Source organism: Marinobacterium sp. xm-g-48 (assembly GCF_013282925.1).
Classification (GTDB): Bacteria; Pseudomonadota; Gammaproteobacteria; order Pseudomonadales; family Balneatricaceae; genus Marinobacterium_E.
Genome location: NZ_WBYQ01000002.1, coordinates 244,584 through 259,179 on the forward strand (window position 1 = coordinate 244,584; position 14,596 = coordinate 259,179).

General features: G+C 46.8%; 13 protein-coding genes. 7 read left to right on the plus strand and 6 right to left on the minus strand.

What is annotated here, in order from left to right; all coding sequences use genetic code 11:
• Positions 1-95: 95 nt before the first annotated feature.
• Together XMG48_RS05085 and XMG48_RS05090 are read right to left on the minus strand one after the other, a co-directional pair.
• Entirely contained in the window at positions 96-434 is a 339-nt protein-coding gene (locus tag XMG48_RS05085; protein WP_371731435.1) for a HopJ type III effector protein, read from the minus strand.
• A gap of 17 nt (positions 435-451) precedes the next feature.
• Positions 452-1,114 carry a phosphotransferase family protein gene (locus XMG48_RS05090; RefSeq protein WP_173480983.1) on the minus strand — a complete coding sequence of 221 codons (663 nt, stop codon included), beginning with the start codon at positions 1,112-1,114 and terminating at the stop codon, positions 452-454.
• 188 nt (positions 1,115-1,302) lie between these two features.
• Between XMG48_RS05090 and thiB the strand changes: the two genes are divergently transcribed.
• Genes thiB through XMG48_RS05105 form a run of 3 tightly spaced genes read left to right on the plus strand, consistent with a single transcriptional unit; the run spans position 1,303 to position 4,494 of the window.
• Positions 1,303-2,304, plus strand: a complete 1,002-nt coding sequence (gene thiB / locus XMG48_RS05095; protein WP_173480984.1) for a thiamine ABC transporter substrate binding subunit — start codon at positions 1,303-1,305, stop codon at positions 2,302-2,304.
• Complete coding sequence (locus XMG48_RS05100; RefSeq protein WP_173480985.1) at positions 2,280-3,890, plus strand: ABC transporter permease subunit; 1,611 nt, start codon at positions 2,280-2,282, stop codon at positions 3,888-3,890. The genes thiB and XMG48_RS05100 overlap by 25 nt, the downstream gene beginning before the upstream one ends.
• On the plus strand, positions 3,880-4,494 hold the full coding sequence (locus XMG48_RS05105; protein ID WP_173480986.1) for an ATP-binding cassette domain-containing protein: 615 nt from the start codon (positions 3,880-3,882) through the stop codon (positions 4,492-4,494). Before XMG48_RS05100 ends, XMG48_RS05105 begins: the two co-directional genes overlap by 11 nt.
• 175 nt (positions 4,495-4,669) lie before the next feature.
• On the opposite strand, the gene XMG48_RS05110 is transcribed toward XMG48_RS05105, so the two are convergent.
• Both XMG48_RS05110 and XMG48_RS05115 read right to left on the minus strand, forming a co-directional pair.
• A complete protein-coding gene (locus XMG48_RS05110) occupies positions 4,670-5,653 on the minus strand; it encodes a quinone oxidoreductase (RefSeq protein ID WP_173480987.1) in 984 nt (327 codons plus the stop codon).
• 10 nt (positions 5,654-5,663) lie between these two features.
• Entirely contained in the window at positions 5,664-6,458 is a 795-nt protein-coding gene (locus XMG48_RS05115) for a DUF4198 domain-containing protein (RefSeq protein ID WP_173480988.1), read from the minus strand.
• A gap of 24 nt (positions 6,459-6,482) precedes the next feature.
• On the opposite strand from XMG48_RS05115, the gene XMG48_RS05120 reads away from it, so the two are divergent.
• Positions 6,483-7,613 carry a HupE/UreJ family protein gene (locus XMG48_RS05120; RefSeq protein WP_173480989.1) on the plus strand — a complete coding sequence of 377 codons (1,131 nt, stop codon included), beginning with the start codon at positions 6,483-6,485 and terminating at the stop codon, positions 7,611-7,613.
• Positions 7,614-7,868: 255 nt separating this feature from the next.
• On the opposite strand, the gene XMG48_RS05125 is transcribed toward XMG48_RS05120, so the two are convergent.
• Complete coding sequence (locus XMG48_RS05125) at positions 7,869-8,999, minus strand: aminotransferase class V-fold PLP-dependent enzyme (protein ID WP_173480990.1); 1,131 nt, start codon at positions 8,997-8,999, stop codon at positions 7,869-7,871.
• 159 nt (positions 9,000-9,158) lie between these two features.
• Here XMG48_RS05125 and XMG48_RS05130 point away from each other — a divergent pair, with 159 nt between their 5' ends.
• Both XMG48_RS05130 and XMG48_RS05135 read left to right on the plus strand, forming a co-directional pair.
• On the plus strand, positions 9,159-10,046 hold the full coding sequence (locus tag XMG48_RS05130) for a DMT family transporter (protein ID WP_173480991.1): 888 nt from the start codon (positions 9,159-9,161) through the stop codon (positions 10,044-10,046).
• A gap of 64 nt (positions 10,047-10,110) precedes the next feature.
• On the plus strand, positions 10,111-11,703 hold the full coding sequence (locus tag XMG48_RS05135; protein WP_173480992.1) for an ATP-binding protein: 1,593 nt from the start codon (positions 10,111-10,113) through the stop codon (positions 11,701-11,703).
• Between the two features lie 78 nt (positions 11,704-11,781).
• Here the strand turns inward: XMG48_RS05135 and XMG48_RS05140 are convergent, their stop codons facing one another.
• Complete coding sequence (locus tag XMG48_RS05140) at positions 11,782-12,609, minus strand: PhnD/SsuA/transferrin family substrate-binding protein (RefSeq protein WP_173480993.1); 828 nt, start codon at positions 12,607-12,609, stop codon at positions 11,782-11,784.
• A gap of 484 nt (positions 12,610-13,093) precedes the next feature.
• Here XMG48_RS05140 and XMG48_RS05145 point away from each other — a divergent pair, with 484 nt between their 5' ends.
• Positions 13,094-14,551, plus strand: a complete 1,458-nt coding sequence (locus XMG48_RS05145; RefSeq protein ID WP_173480994.1) for a hypothetical protein — start codon at positions 13,094-13,096, stop codon at positions 14,549-14,551.
• Positions 14,552-14,596 lie beyond the last annotated feature (45 nt).

The window sequence follows — 14,596 nt, forward strand, 5'->3', positions numbered from 1 at the left end:
GGAGAGCATCGCGGCCTTTTCAAGACCGCTCCAACAGGAACAGCCATGTTTCGACGCAACCTGTTGGAGCCTTATCGAAGATGAGGCGAATTAGCCTACTTAGCCGTCAACACACCTTCAGGTAACTGAACGCCAGCCCAACCCGAATTCATGAAATTACGAATATTGCCGTGATCGGTTCCTTCAGGATTACCCAACACATCATCGCGGTAGTAAGTACCAAAACAGGCCAGCGTCTCTGATTCAGAAAGATTATTCAGCTTAGCAAAGCTCAAAATCTTAGCCGAGCCCTGGTTTTGCTCTGCTGAGTTTTCTAGATCACCGTTTACAAAAGCAGAAGGTTTATGGTCAAACGATGCATCAATAACCGCCATCACCTCAGCGAACTCTACGCTCTCAGGTGCCTGTTTAATCTGTTCCAATAATTCATTCATGTTCATTCTAATTACCCTTAACCTGTAACCTGTGATTTATAATGTGACCAGAGCATCTCAAGCTGATCGACCACCTGAATTGATTGGGCCAGCCAGTGGGTTAACGCCTGCTCGTCAAAAGCGTTCAACAGAGGCAACTGCATCAACTCACTTGCGGTAAAGCCTAGATCTCGAATTAACACCGCGTAATCCAACCATGCGATTCCAACGCCTGCGTACTCCCAATCAATAATGGTGGCGTCGCCATTCTGCCAGCAAATATTACCCGGGTGAAGATCATGGTGAACTAACACCCTAGGCATGTTAGGAAGGGAGAGTAGTTGCTGCTCAGTCTCATCAGTTAACTGTTGATGTCCTGAATCACGCAACTCGTCTCGATACTGCTGAAATAGCGCAGCATAATCTAACATGGGCAGTTCAGTAAGGCTCTGCATCTCAGTGATAGCCTTCAATAGAACCGTTTTTTGAGCCGATGAGAGCACGCCTGAGCACTCTCCTGCGTGACGCATAATCAACACACCCTGCTGAGGCTCGTTGATCATTAACTTAGGGGACCATTGAAAATGAGCGATGGCATCAAGAATGTTTCGCTCACGAAACGGGTCCACCCCTGGGAGGGTCTCTTTGTCAGGTTCTGCCCTAACAACAAACCGCTCCCCTTTTTCCTCAAGTAGATACATCCTATGACGCGTAGCAGACGTATCAAGAGGTGCTATCTGACTGTTCAAAGGAATTTTGTCTGAAATTAATTGCGACAAACTTCCCGAAACCGCCCTAGATGCAATGACAGCCTCTAGCTCACTTAGTATCATTCAACGCCTAACTTAATAATGGATGTTTAAGTTTTTTAAATTACAGGAGTTTCTTGATGGATTCAGCAACCACACTCAAATTATCTGTTGCCGGTGCAATGTTAACTGCTTCTTTTGCGGCAGTCGCTTCCGATAAGCCCGAACTTAACGTGTACACCTACGACAGCTTCGTCTCTGAGTGGGGTCCAGGCCCTCAGCTCAAAACAGCCTTTGAAGCACAATGTGGTTGTACTCTTAATTTCGTCGCAGCAGAGGATGGTGTCAGCATTCTGAATCGCGCACGTGTCGAGAAATCCAACACCCAAGCCGATGTACTGCTTGGCCTTGATAACGGTTTGATGACAGAAGCTACGCAACTGGGTCTGGTTCAATCTCACAGCGTCGACACCTCAAAGATCACCAGCGACTTAAACTGGAACAATAATCAGTTTGTACCCTTTGACTACGGCTATTTTGCATTCATTTATGACGCGCAAAAGATCCAAGCGCCAGCAACAAGCTTTGCTGAACTCTTAGCTTCCGACGCCTCAGTTATCTACCAAGACCCACGTACGTCAACGCCAGGCCAGGGGTTAATGACCTGGGTTAATAAAGCGTACGGTGAGGAAGCGGCGACTGCATGGGCAGATCTAGCTAAGCAGACCGTTACCGTCACCAAAGGTTGGTGGGAAGCTTACAGTCTGTTCCTAGAGGGCGGTTCTGACTACGTTTTGAGTTACACCACATCGCCTGCATACCACGTTGTTGCTGAAGGTAAGGATCAGTACAAGGCCGCAGAGTTTACAGACGGACATGTAGCACAGGTTGAAGTGGCCGCGATCAGCGCATACAGCGATCAAACTGAATTAGCGAACCAGTTCCTTGAGTTTCTAATCTCAAACGAAGCGCAGCAGATCCTACCAGTGACCAACTGGATGCTACCGGTTATTGATAATGTGGAGCTACCAGAAGCGTTTGAGCAGTTGGTAACCCCACAGCAGATCAACCTTGGCAGCGACGAACTGGCCGAAAACCGTGCTCGCTGGATTCGTGAGTGGCGTACAGCTGTTTCACAATAAAGCGAACGCGTGAACCACTTCTGATGTTAATAGGCCGCACTTTCACCCCACTGATGAGTGCGGTTGCTTATCTGGGCACCCTCTCTCTGACGGTGCTCGCCTTTTGGGGGTTGATCGGATTCGAAGAGACCCGATTCACCCCCGAACTGTTACAAGACACATACCTACAAAACATTTTAAGTTTTACCCTCTATCAAGCTCTGTTAAGTGCCTTGGGCTCTCTTCTACTGGCAATACCCATCGCAAGAGCCCTGCATCGTTTGCGACCCGCTGGTAGAGATCAGTTTCTAAGACTCTCACTGCTGGCGTTCGTGATGCCATCACTCATATTGATTACCGGCATCGTCAACCTGCTAGGACCGCAATCGCCATTTATAGATCTGTTAAAAGAGTGGAAACTCTTTGGCCTCAATGGAATCTTAATTGCTCATATTTATCTGAACTTTCCGCTAGCCGTTCGTATTCTCTATCAGGGCTACAGCTCTATCCCTTTAAACCGAGAGCAATTAGCCGACCAGCTTAAGTTCAGTTTTTGGCAACGCCTTCGACACATTGAGTGGCCTGCTATTAAGAGCCAGGTCGCAACACTGGCGGGCTTAATCTTTATTCTCTGCTTTAACAGTTTTGCGATCGTATTAACGCTCGGCGGTGGACCTAAAGCCACCACCTTAGAACTGGCCATCTACCAAGCCCTTAAATACGACTTCAACCTCAACGAGGCGCTAACCCTTGCCTGGCTGCAGTTTGCGATAGCCGGTCTTATCTATCTTGCCCTGATCTATGCCAGCAGAGTGAACTGGCTCGGTTCCACTCGAGAGCAGCCTGCTTATCGATTAGAGCAAGGGGTAAAAGTGCCTATTCAATTGGCTTTCTACCTGCTGGGGTGGGTCTATCTATTAGGGCCGTTAATTGCACTGTTCATCACACTCAATCAAGAGGCACTAATTAACTACCCCTACGCTGCCATGTTGAAAGCAATGGGCGTCTCACTGCTCATCGCATTAAGCGCATCACTGTTGGCACTTCTCACCGCCATCGCACTGCTGACACCCATCAGAAAAGCAGCCCAACAAGTTAAGCCGATACAAGAGACGCTATTCAGTTGGTTAGCCAATCAGTCACTGGTCGCTCCAGCCATGGTGTTATCGACCGGTAGTTACATTTGGCTGATCAGCCGTGGGCTACTCGAGACTTACGCCACACTGATGCTAATACTGCTTAACGCCTTTGTTCTGCTACCCTTTTTGCTCAGCCAGCTACGCCCAAGATTCATTCAATTTGATTCGCAATATGCAAAACTAGTAGGCAATTTAAAACTCACACCGCTGGAGAGAGTGCGCATCATCTACCCGTTTATTCGACGCTCACTACTAGCCGCTTTCTCTTTGGGACTTCTGTTGGCCTTAGGTGATGTCTCCATTTTTGCTATATTTGGCAGTTATGAATCACCGACCCTCCCCTGGCTGATCTACACCTTTGCTGGTACCTATCGTATGTCAGAGGCCGCTATCACATCGGTCATTCTGTTGGGACTTTGCTACCTGCTATTAATTCTACTGGAGCGCAGTGTTCACCATGAGCAATAACCTTGGCCTGCAGATCAACAACCTCATAGTCAGCTACCCCGATTGGGAGTACTGTTACGACTTGTATGTCCCTGACCAATCCAGAGTCGCACTGCTCGGCCAAAGCGGCATTGGTAAAACAACCCTGCTGTTGGCTATTGCCGGCTTTGCACCGATTAAATCAGGTGAAGTGCGCTTCAATGATCAGGTCATTACTAATCAGCCTCCAGAAGAGCGTCCTGTCGCGATGCTGTTTCAGGAGGATAATCTCTTTGAACACTTAACCATCCAGCAGAACTTGAGATTGGGATTGGATAAACGTCAAAACCCGGACAAACGCATCCAAGAGGCGATGCAAGAACTGGATCTGCTCGGCTATCTCAACAAGATGCCTAATCAGCTCTCTGGCGGGCAACGTCAGCGTATTGGCATCATCAGAACCCTACTGCGTCCTGAACCGATTATTGTCCTGGATGAGCCTCTAACAGGCTTAGACAGCGAAACTAAGCAGAAGGTTTTGGACTGGATCGATAGACAATTAACCGAACAACAGAAGATGTTGATTATGGTGACCCACCAGCGCAGCGAAGCTGAGCGATTGAGGTGTGAAATCAAGAGTGTGTGACTAGCACCAAATAATGTTGGAGCGGTCTTAACAAGGCCGCGATTACCTTCCTAGAGGTGTCTGGCTTTAGCCTGACACCTATTTCGCCTCATCTTCGATAAGGCTCCAACATTGCAAACCTGTAGTAGCTGAAAGAGCGGATGACAGGCTAAAGGCCAGTCACCCACTGCCAGTATTAAGGCAACAACACCGTTGAACCGGTCGTTTGACGCGACTCCAAATCGATGTGAGCTTGTGCCGCATCAGCCAAGGGGTAACGCTGATTGACCTCAATCTTCACCTGCCCTGATTCAACGCGCGCGATCAGATCCTTGGCCATACTCTCCAACATAGGACGATCATGAACATAGGTCATCAGTGTCGGGCGGGTCACTTTAAGGGACCCTTTTGCTGCCAACATGCCAATCTCAAACGCAGGGACCGCACCGGTTGCGTTACCAAACGAAACCATCGTGCCACGCGGCGCTAGGCAGTCGAGTGACTGCATAAAGGTATCTTTACCAATAGAGTCGTAGACCGCTTGCACCCCTTTACCGTCCGTCAGCTCACGAGTACGAGCAACAAAATCCTCTTCGGTGTAGATGATCGTCTCATCACAGCCAAAGCTCTTAGCCAAATCCGCTTTAGCCTGATTGCCGACCGTACCTATAACACGCGCACCTAATGCCTTAAGCCACTGCACAGCAATCAAACCGACACCGCCTGCTGCAGCATGAAGCAGGATGGTATCACCCGCCTGCACCTTGTAGCTGTCATTCAGTAGGTACTGAACGGTTAGACCTTGCAGCATCATTGCAGCCCCCTGCTCGAAGCTGATGCTCTCTGGTAGTTGAATCAACGTATCCTGCGGCATTACGCGCTTTTGACTGTAGGCGCCAAGAGGTTGCCCCGCGTAAGCCACTCGATCACCGACGCTGACATAGGTCACACCTGAGCCGATTGCCTCAACCACACCACTGCCTTCCATGCCAATCTTGCCTGGCATCTCTTGCGGGTAGAGACCGGTACGGAAGTAGACATCAATGTAGTTAAGGCCTACCGCTTCATGACGAACCAACACATCAAACTCACCCAGTTCAGGAAGTTCGACATCAACCAACTTCATCTCTTCTGGACCGCCATTCTGCTCAATTCGAATCGCTTTAACTGTCTCGCTCATTATTAATCCTTTATTTTTGACACTGGTAAGTCAAAGAGGCCCAATCACTGACCCAATCCTTACCCTTAGCTCTTGGTTCAGATCCGTAATCAATACGAACGGCATTGATTAAAAATGGACCCTCTTGTGCAGTAAATCTTACTTTACCATTCCGGTTAGTACGGTACTGTTCTGTCCCGCGTTTACCTTTAATAAACCGTCTTACTAGGGCTCCCTCAAGCGGTTTACCCTGCCATAACAGCTGGAATGTTGGGGCGGTGGAACACTGGGTGAAGGATGCAACCGGGATCAGCTCCAAACGGTGACCCAAAGGTTCGGTTAGCCATTCAGCCTCTTCACTGCCTTCAACAGAAAAGAGTGTTTTAGCATGGCGATAGTAGGTCTCTGTTACACCCTCTCTGGACCTACCCTGCTCCTGATACCAATCGAGCACCCACTCGAGGCCTTCGCCGTTGATATAGTCGACAAACTTCTTCTCACTATCAAAGGTTAGGTCATAGGCCTTAGACTCAAGCGCCACCCAGCGAAAACCCATTTCTGGCATTTTAGAGGTGTAAGCCGGCTTATCTCCGGTGATGGCATCAACGTTACGCAGACCAGCTCCATCCCGCTCAATGAACTGCGCTGTCTCATGTTCAAGGTAGGGATAGGCGTACCCTTTGAAGTTTTGCCCAATCCGGATATCCGCTTTTATCGTAGCTTTCGGACGTATCTGATACTGGCTAGGCTCTAACCATTGCTCATGAGCACTTGCGAACGATGAACTAATCGCTACTATCAGTGCTAATGGTTTAACTATTTTCACATCCAGCTCCGTTAAGGAAATTCAATGACTCTACGTGCTCGTCTCTATTTTGGCCTTCTTGGCACTCTACTATTATTAGTCAGCACGTTAAGCCGAGCCCATGAAATTACTCCAACCATCATTGAGATGGAAGTATTACCCGACAATAGTTTGGAAATGCGTGTTGATACCAACTTAGAGGCTCTGATGAGCGAAATCGGGACTAAACATGCGGATACTGATAACGCCCCCACCGCTGAGCAGTATAATCAATTAAGAGCACTGCCCACTGCTGAACTGTCAACTAAAGCAGATCCCTTCGTTGCTAAGCTGTTTAATCAGATCACACTCGCCTCAACAGATGGGCCAGTACCTAAATCACTCCTTAGCTCTGATCTAGCCGTTATCGATCAACCCGATATTGATCTGGCCCGCCAATCTTTAGTCACCTACCGTTTTACGGTCGATTTAGCCTCGTCAGAGATCACCTTCAGCTGGCCAGAGGCCTATGGCGATGCCGTCGTCCGGTTAAGTGAGCAGGGTGAAATCAAAGGGGCATCTTGGGTAGCAGCTGGCACTCAATCAGAAGCGATCAATTTAAATCGTCTTGAGTTGAAGCGCCAAGGTCTTTTGGATTACGTAAAGCTGGGGTTTGAACACATATTACCTTTAGGCCTTGATCACATTCTGTTTGTGCTTGGCCTCTATCTATTGAGCCAACGTCTTAAGGATCTTCTGTGGCAGGTCACCGCCTTCACAGCCGCGCATACATTGACTTTAGCACTGGCCATTTTAGGGCTTGTGAACATACCCCCATACATTGTGGAGCCTCTGATCGCCCTGTCGATTGTCTATGTTGCCATTGAAAACCTGTTTAAAGATCGAGTCTCTAAATCCCGAATTGGGTTGGTCTTTGGCTTTGGATTGTTACACGGACTAGGATTTGCGGGTGTGCTACGCGAAATCGGCTTACAGTCGGATAGCTTCGTGGAGAGCTTAATCGCCTTCAATATTGGCGTGGAGCTCGGGCAACTCGCAACACTTGTGATTGCGCATCTGCTGGTTGGATACTGGTTCTCATCCAAAGCCTTTTGGAATCGATGGGTACGCGTACCGTTAAGTTTGGGGATTTCGCTACTTGGAGCGATTTGGTTTGTAGAGCGGGTGTTTTATTAAAGCTGTTCGCTTCGCCCTGTTGGAGCCTTATCGAAGATGAGGCGAATAGGTGTCAGGCTGAAGCCAGACACCTCGAAGAAGAGCATCGCGGCCTATTCTAGACCGCTCCAACAGTGACGAACCCAATCGTAGGAGCTAGCACGGAGTGCGAAGCGACCTATTGGAGCCTTATCGAAGATGAGGCGAATAGGTGTCAGGCTGAAGCCAGACACCACGAAGAAGAGCATCGCGGCCTTGGTAAGACCGCTCAAACTATTAAAGACCCGCTTTATCTAGCGCCTCTTTCAAGTAGTCCAACGTACGATCAACGTTCATTAGCTTATCGATACCGAACAGACCGATACGGAAGGTACAGAAGCCTTCCGGCTCATCACACATGAGCGGTACGCCCGCTGCGATTTGGAAACCCGCTTGTGCAAAACGAGAGCCATTCTGAATATCACTATCGGTCGTATGGTTAACGATGACACCAGGCGCTCCGAAACCATCAGCTGCTAAGCTCTTAATGCCGCGTGATGCCAGTAGTTCACGAGCCTCTTTACCTAAGCGTGCTTGAGCCGCTTTCAGTTCAGCAAAGCCGAACTTCTCAGCCTCGGCCATAACATCACGTAACTGACGCAAACCATCGGTAGGCATAGTGGCATGGTAGGCGTGGCCACCGTTTTCGTAAGCTTCCATGATCTGAAGCCACTTTTTAAGGTCGCAAGCAAAGGAGTTACTAGTGGTATTCTCGATCGCATCACGAGCTCGTTGACTCATCATCACAAGGCCCGCACAAGGTGAACCACTCCACCCTTTCTGTGGCGCACTGCAGAGCACATCAACACCCAGAGCCTTCATATCAACCCAGATAGCACCTGAAGCTATACAGTCCAGAACAAACAGCGCACCCACTTCATGAGCCGCATCCGCAACCGCTTTAATGTACTCATCAGGCAGAATCATACCGGCCGAGGTTTCGACGTGTGGTGCAAAGACCACATCTGGACGCTCGTTACGAATGGCATCCACCGCCTCTTCAATTGGGTACGGAGAGAGTTGCGCTTGCGCATCGTCTGAATCAAAACGGGCTTTTAAAACCAACTCTTCACGAGGCAAGCCAGCCATCTCAAAAATTTGAGTCCAACGGTAACTAAACCAACCGTTGCGAATCACCATCGCTTTTTTTCCGTTAGCAAACTGTCGAGCCACCGCTTCCATACCAAAGGTACCGCTACCAGGAATGATCGCAACTGCATCGGCGTTGTAGACGGATTTTAACTGACCCGAAAGATCACGCATGACATGCTGAAAGGCATTCGACATGTGGTTTAGGGAACGGTCTGTGTAAACAACCGAGAATTCTAGCAATCCATCTGGATCAACGTTTGGCAGTAGTCCTGACATAGTCTGTCCTTATCAATAATTATTGAGCACATAATGCGAAAGAACCGTTTTTGAATCAAGGCATAATCAGGCAAAGTCACATGATGTAATCCTAGGTGAACAACCATCGGTTCCCTTATGATGGCTAAGCTTGCAAATAAATAGAGATCAACCGATTAGATGCCTACTTCACAACTGCTCAATCTTTTCACACTGTCGCTGCTTTGGGGTGGCTCGTTTCTATTTATCGGTATTGCCGTTCAAGAGATAGATCCCCTTCTACTGGTTTTTTTAAGGGTGATGATTGCAGCACTGGTGATGTTAAGCCTGCTGCCTCTTTTCAAAGTTCCGCTTCCTAAAGATGTTGATACCTGGAAGAAATTTTTTGTTATGGGGCTGCTCAATAACGTCATCCCCTTTACCTTCATCTTTTATGCACAAACTCTGATCAGTGTCTCATTGGCCTCCATCATCAACGCCATGACACCGATCTGCACCTTTATTGTGTTAGCCCTATTTAAAGAGGAGTTACTCAAACCCAATAAAGTCATTGGCAGTCTGTTGGGCGTATTGGGAGTCGCGCTGCTAAGCGGCCTAACCCAATTGGCTCTACACACCGATCCTTTGGGAGTTCTGCTAAGCTTTTTAGCGACCGTAAGTTATGGTTTTTCAGGATTATGGGCGAAACGACACCTCGCCGGACGCAACTCGATCCAGTCTGCGACATGCCAGCTTAGCGCCTCAAGCCTTATTATGATTCCAGTACTGATACTGACCTCAACCGAATTACCCGACACCCTGCCCTCTTTCAGCTCGACCGCTTCAATATTAGCGCTGGCGGTGGCCTCAACATCCTTTGCTTACATACTCTTTTTTGAGTTAATCAGTAAAGCAGGTGCCGCTAACGCCATGCTGGTCACCCTTCTGGTTCCTATTAGCGGCACTCTGCTAGGTATCAGTGTTCTTAATGAGACCATTACACTGATTCAAGTGACGGGAGGTTTGTTCATTGGTTTCGGACTGCTTGTTATCGATGGGCGTATATTTTCTCTACTACAAAAGAAGTAAAACAACTCAGGATCTATAGACTATAGTTAACGAATGAGAAACTGATGTTTATTGAGACAGCGCGTTGATTCGAAACTCCATTAAAACTAAGACGATCCTAGGGGTAGCTGCTATCGAAGCGGTCCTTCTGATCACGCTGATCGTTATGATGCTCGGTTTTATTCGTGATACGAACTTCAACGAGATGGATAAGCGCGCAAACGCAACCGCAAAACTCTTTGCTATTACCGTTAAAGACGCTGTTTTAGCTTACGATCTAGCCTCTCTGAATGCGTTTGTCGATGAGGTCATGAAAAGTGATGACATTCTGTACGCGCGTGTTCTCGATCAACAGGGTCGCACCTTAACTCAGTCCGACACCATCTCTCCGGGTGACGTAGACCTTAAAGCGTCAGAGGTTGATGACGGTATCTTTGATGCAAAAGCGGTCATCGAGGTCGACGGCGATCAGTACGGCATGGTTGAGGTCGGGTTTAGTATCCACCCTATACTCAACAGGATTGAAGAGGCTAAACGTTGGAGTTACGCCATCGCCGCATTAGAGATGGTGTTAGTGGCAATCTTCTCTTTTGTATTGGGACGCTATCTGATTAATAAACTCTCCCTGCTTCGTGATGCTGCAGAGACCATTAGCCGAGGCGAACTTAAGACTCAAATAGAGGTTAAAGGAAACGACGAAATCGATGTCGTGGCAACCGCTTTTAACCGAATGAGCTCCACCCTCAAAGCGACACGCGAACAGGAAAAGACCTTAGAGCAGCAGCTGCGTAATTTAAATGAAGAGCTAGAAAACAAAGTTGAACAGCGTACTCTAGCGCTATCAGAAAAAAACCATCTACTCGAATTAGCCAATCATGAAATCAAGGCCGCACAAGCCAAACTTATTGCTGCTGAAAAACAGGCCTCACTGGGGGTTCTAGCGTCAGGCATTGCGCATGAGGTGAATAACCCACTTTCGATCGTCCGTTCTAACATCGATACCCTGCGCGATTACATAGAGCAGTGTGTGAGCGCGATAGAACAGATTAAAAAAGAGTCAAAAAATCCTGAACAGCTTAATCCAATCTTAGAAAAAGCTGATTTTGCTTACCTCTCATCAGACTATCCGTCACTGATAGATGAGTCCGAGGCGGCTATTTTGCGGGTAACACTGATTATCTCGCAACTTCGCAATCTGGAGTTAAACAGAGAGGAGTCAGAGTTAGAGTTGGTCAACCTACGAAGTCTAGTTGCACAAGGCGCTGAACAAGCTGTACAGCAGTTACCTGATCGCTCTGCAGGTAATTGTCAGATACTGATTCAACTGCCCGACTCTCTATTTGTTCGAGCGAAGTCACGCTTAGCAATGGATGCAATATCTGGCGTCGTTACCAATGCGCTACAGGCTGTTCCGCCTGAACAAAAGGCTCTGGTCAACATTCAATGTGAAAGAGAGGGATCAGAACTTAAACTGACGATCGAAGATAATGGCATGGGTATAGAGGCTCAAGACATCAACAACATCTTTGATCCCTTCTTTACCACACGTGAGATTGGGGCTGGAACGGGTTTAGGGCTATTTAAAGTGCAAACCCTGATGAAAAGCATGGATGGTGATATTGAGCTGGTTAGAGCGAAACCTAGCGCGCTTTTCCAGCTTAGGTTTCGCTTGGATTAAGTTCGCGGCCTTTTCAAGACCGCTCCAACGGTTCGAGATCTTTTTATGTTGGAGCGGTCTTGAAAAGGCCGCGATCGATCAATCCAACAGACTATCCAACAGCGTTAGCTTCAGCGCTCGTACATCATCCCAGTCACTGTCATTTGCGGCTCTAAGAGATTGAATACCCAAGCCTGATAACGCAGCTTTACCCTCTTCAGAATTACTCATATCAGCCAATACCGCTGAAACTTTCTTAGCTATATCGGCATCGACTCTTGGGTGGTTAGCAAAGGCATGGGGGGTGTACTCTTCGGTTTTCCAAAGCACTTTTAATTGGCTCTTAATATCATCTTTGGAGTTATTAAACGTGCGTCCTATTCCGCCTCCAGCCAAGAAAAACTCACGGGACACACCCAAATAAACCGAGTCATGCGAACTGACATAACGGGGAGTGATAGTAATACCCATTTTTGCCAACTCCCCACGTGGAACCAACGAAGCCGCAAAGGCTGCTGGCGAAGGGAACGCGACCTCCTTACCCTCTAACTGGCTTAACTCAGTAATGGAGCTGTCGTTACGCGTTACAAGAAGACCCTGAATTTTCTTATCCGCTCGATGCGCAAGCGCAGTGTAACCCATGTGTTCATTAAAGAAGGTGAAGTGGTAGGGGTTCATGTAAGCAAAGTCATACACACCATCCATTAAACGCTGCTCAAAGGTAGGAATGTCGGTAGCGGTGGCAAACTGAAACTGCACGCCCGTTTTATCTTCTAAATGCTTAAGAACAGGCCCCCAGACTTTAGCTAACTTGGTTGCTGACTGCTGAGGGACAACACCAAAGGTGAACGTCTCTGCCCAAGCTTGACCACTAATCGCCGTCGCCAAAACGCCAACTGACACAAAACGCTTTAATAACTTATTCATCACTCACTCCTCTTAACTATTAACGATTTTGACAGATTGAGAGTGCAAAAACGCCTCAATGCTGCAAGGCTCTCCGCTTTCGTGTTTATATAAAGCGGACTAACAGCAACTCCCGTACTATACTTACTGACAATCAAGTAATTGTAGCGGGAGTTTTATGGGACGGATATCGGGCCAGCGAAAAGAGAAATTCTTACCACCCGCTTCAGGTGATATAAACGTTAACGCATGCTCAAACCCTTCGTGCAATAACTTCAGAATTCCCGTCCAAAAGCCAAAGAACGATCTTCTATACACTTTTACTGGTTCTGGTAGATCGAGCAGTATTCGATGTAAAAGCTGCAAAAAACACATAAGCATAAAAAGTAACATTGCAATAAACGAAGAATACCTTCGTATTCAGAATCTAGAAGAGAAATCAAAAGTCTATAAACAAGACGGAGAAAGCTGCTTCAACATCAATTGCGTAAGCTTCGGCTACAAAGTGGCTCATCATCAAAATCGCTACAGAAAAATTGGTAAAACTCCAGCTGGAAATCAACGCTTCCAATGTAAAGATTGTCTATCAAGATTTACTTTTGGTTCAAACAAACGCGTTTCTCATCCAATGACGAAACGTTATCAGAATGAAGGCTTGTATAGAGCTATTTGTAACAAAACGCCCTTAGCACGCCTTCCAGAAATGCTGGATATGGCAACAGGAACACTTTATCGAAAAATCGATATGTTTTACGAAAGGTCTGTTGCGTTTATGTCAGAGAGGGAAAATCAACTCTCTAAAAAGAATATAGCCCAGCTTAATCTATCCACTGATAGACAGGAATATCATGCTAACTGGACAGATGAGGCAGATAAAAGACATGTCGTTGTAACTGCTATTGGTACTGCTGATAAGAAGAGTCGCTATGTTTTTGGAATGGACGCAAATTTTGACTCAACTATCAATCTTAAAGACCTGCACGAAATGGATGAAGTTGAGAGAGATAGTGAACTACCGCCTTACTTAAGGAAATACGCTCGTTTGTGGACGGAAGCTGATTATTTAAATGCAGCAAAATCAAACGAAATATTCACAAATCACATGAACGCAGAGATCACTCATTCCTTTCTAGATACTGAAGCAAAAATTGAAGCTGTATATTCAGTAAATAGTGATGAGTGGGAATCTGAGTTCGGATATCCACCTGAAGCGTTCAATTATTATTCTTACCTCCCTCAGAACGGGGCTCTGGTTCATCTGGAGTATACGATGTATGCCCACTTTTTGAACTTGCGTCGATTAATAGGTCACTCTCAATCCATTAACTTTTTTGTAGATAGAGAATCAGGAATTCATAGAGCGCTTGCGTTAGCTTTTGGCGATAGGTTTGAAAGTGAAAACTTTAATGCACTATTTGTTGGTTCAAGTAAAAATCTGACCATAGATGAAAGACAAAAGCTTGTTAAAGACACAAAGAAGCTGGTTAAGAAAACCATTAAAGATTATGACTTGCCTAGTGAATTTGAAGCTGAGATGTTTTTAATCGAAGCTGCAACTTATATGCACTCATTTGTTAGTCATGGTCACGAATTTTATGAAATACCAATTCATCGAATCAATGAGGCTCAAAAGCTTATTTCGTTCATCACTAATAAGAACAAGCACGATTTTAGAGAGGTAGCTTATCTCGCTAGACAAGCTTCATTAGCACCTATAGATAGTTACTTCGCTCAGGTGCGTAGACGTATACAGTCACTTGAGCGTCCCATTCATACACAATCAAACAATCAGCGAGTATGGAAGGGATATAGCCCATACAGCCCCTCTTACATACAAAAACAATTGCAAATTTTTCGTTGTTACCACAACTATGTTCTTCCAGGCAAAGATGGAAAAACCCCCGCTGAAAGAATAGGAATTGCAAAGGGACCAGTTGAAATAAGAAAGATCTTATATCCTTGATACGATGCCTGAAAGGCTTGTATCTCATTTCTTGGCAGATAGAGG

Excerpts from the sequence above, each read along its gene's own strand:
- XMG48_RS05085 (WP_371731435.1), bottom strand. The coding sequence starts at position 434 with ATGAATGAATTATTGGAACAGATTAAACAGGCACCTGAGAGCGTAGAG.
- XMG48_RS05090 (WP_173480983.1), bottom strand. The coding sequence starts at position 1,114 with ATGTATCTACTTGAGGAAAAAGGGGAGCGGTTTGTTGTTAGGGCAGAA.
- thiB (WP_173480984.1), top strand. The coding sequence starts at position 1,303 with ATGGATTCAGCAACCACACTCAAATTATCTGTTGCCGGTGCAATGTTA.
- XMG48_RS05105 (WP_173480986.1), top strand. The coding sequence starts at position 3,880 with ATGAGCAATAACCTTGGCCTGCAGATCAACAACCTCATAGTCAGCTAC.
- XMG48_RS05110 (WP_173480987.1), bottom strand. The coding sequence starts at position 5,653 with ATGAGCGAGACAGTTAAAGCGATTCGAATTGAGCAGAATGGCGGTCCA.
- XMG48_RS05120 (WP_173480989.1), top strand. The coding sequence starts at position 6,483 with ATGACTCTACGTGCTCGTCTCTATTTTGGCCTTCTTGGCACTCTACTA.
- XMG48_RS05125 (WP_173480990.1), bottom strand. The coding sequence starts at position 8,999 with ATGTCAGGACTACTGCCAAACGTTGATCCAGATGGATTGCTAGAATTC.
- XMG48_RS05130 (WP_173480991.1), top strand. The coding sequence starts at position 9,159 with ATGCCTACTTCACAACTGCTCAATCTTTTCACACTGTCGCTGCTTTGG.
- XMG48_RS05140 (WP_173480993.1), bottom strand. The coding sequence starts at position 12,609 with ATGAATAAGTTATTAAAGCGTTTTGTGTCAGTTGGCGTTTTGGCGACG.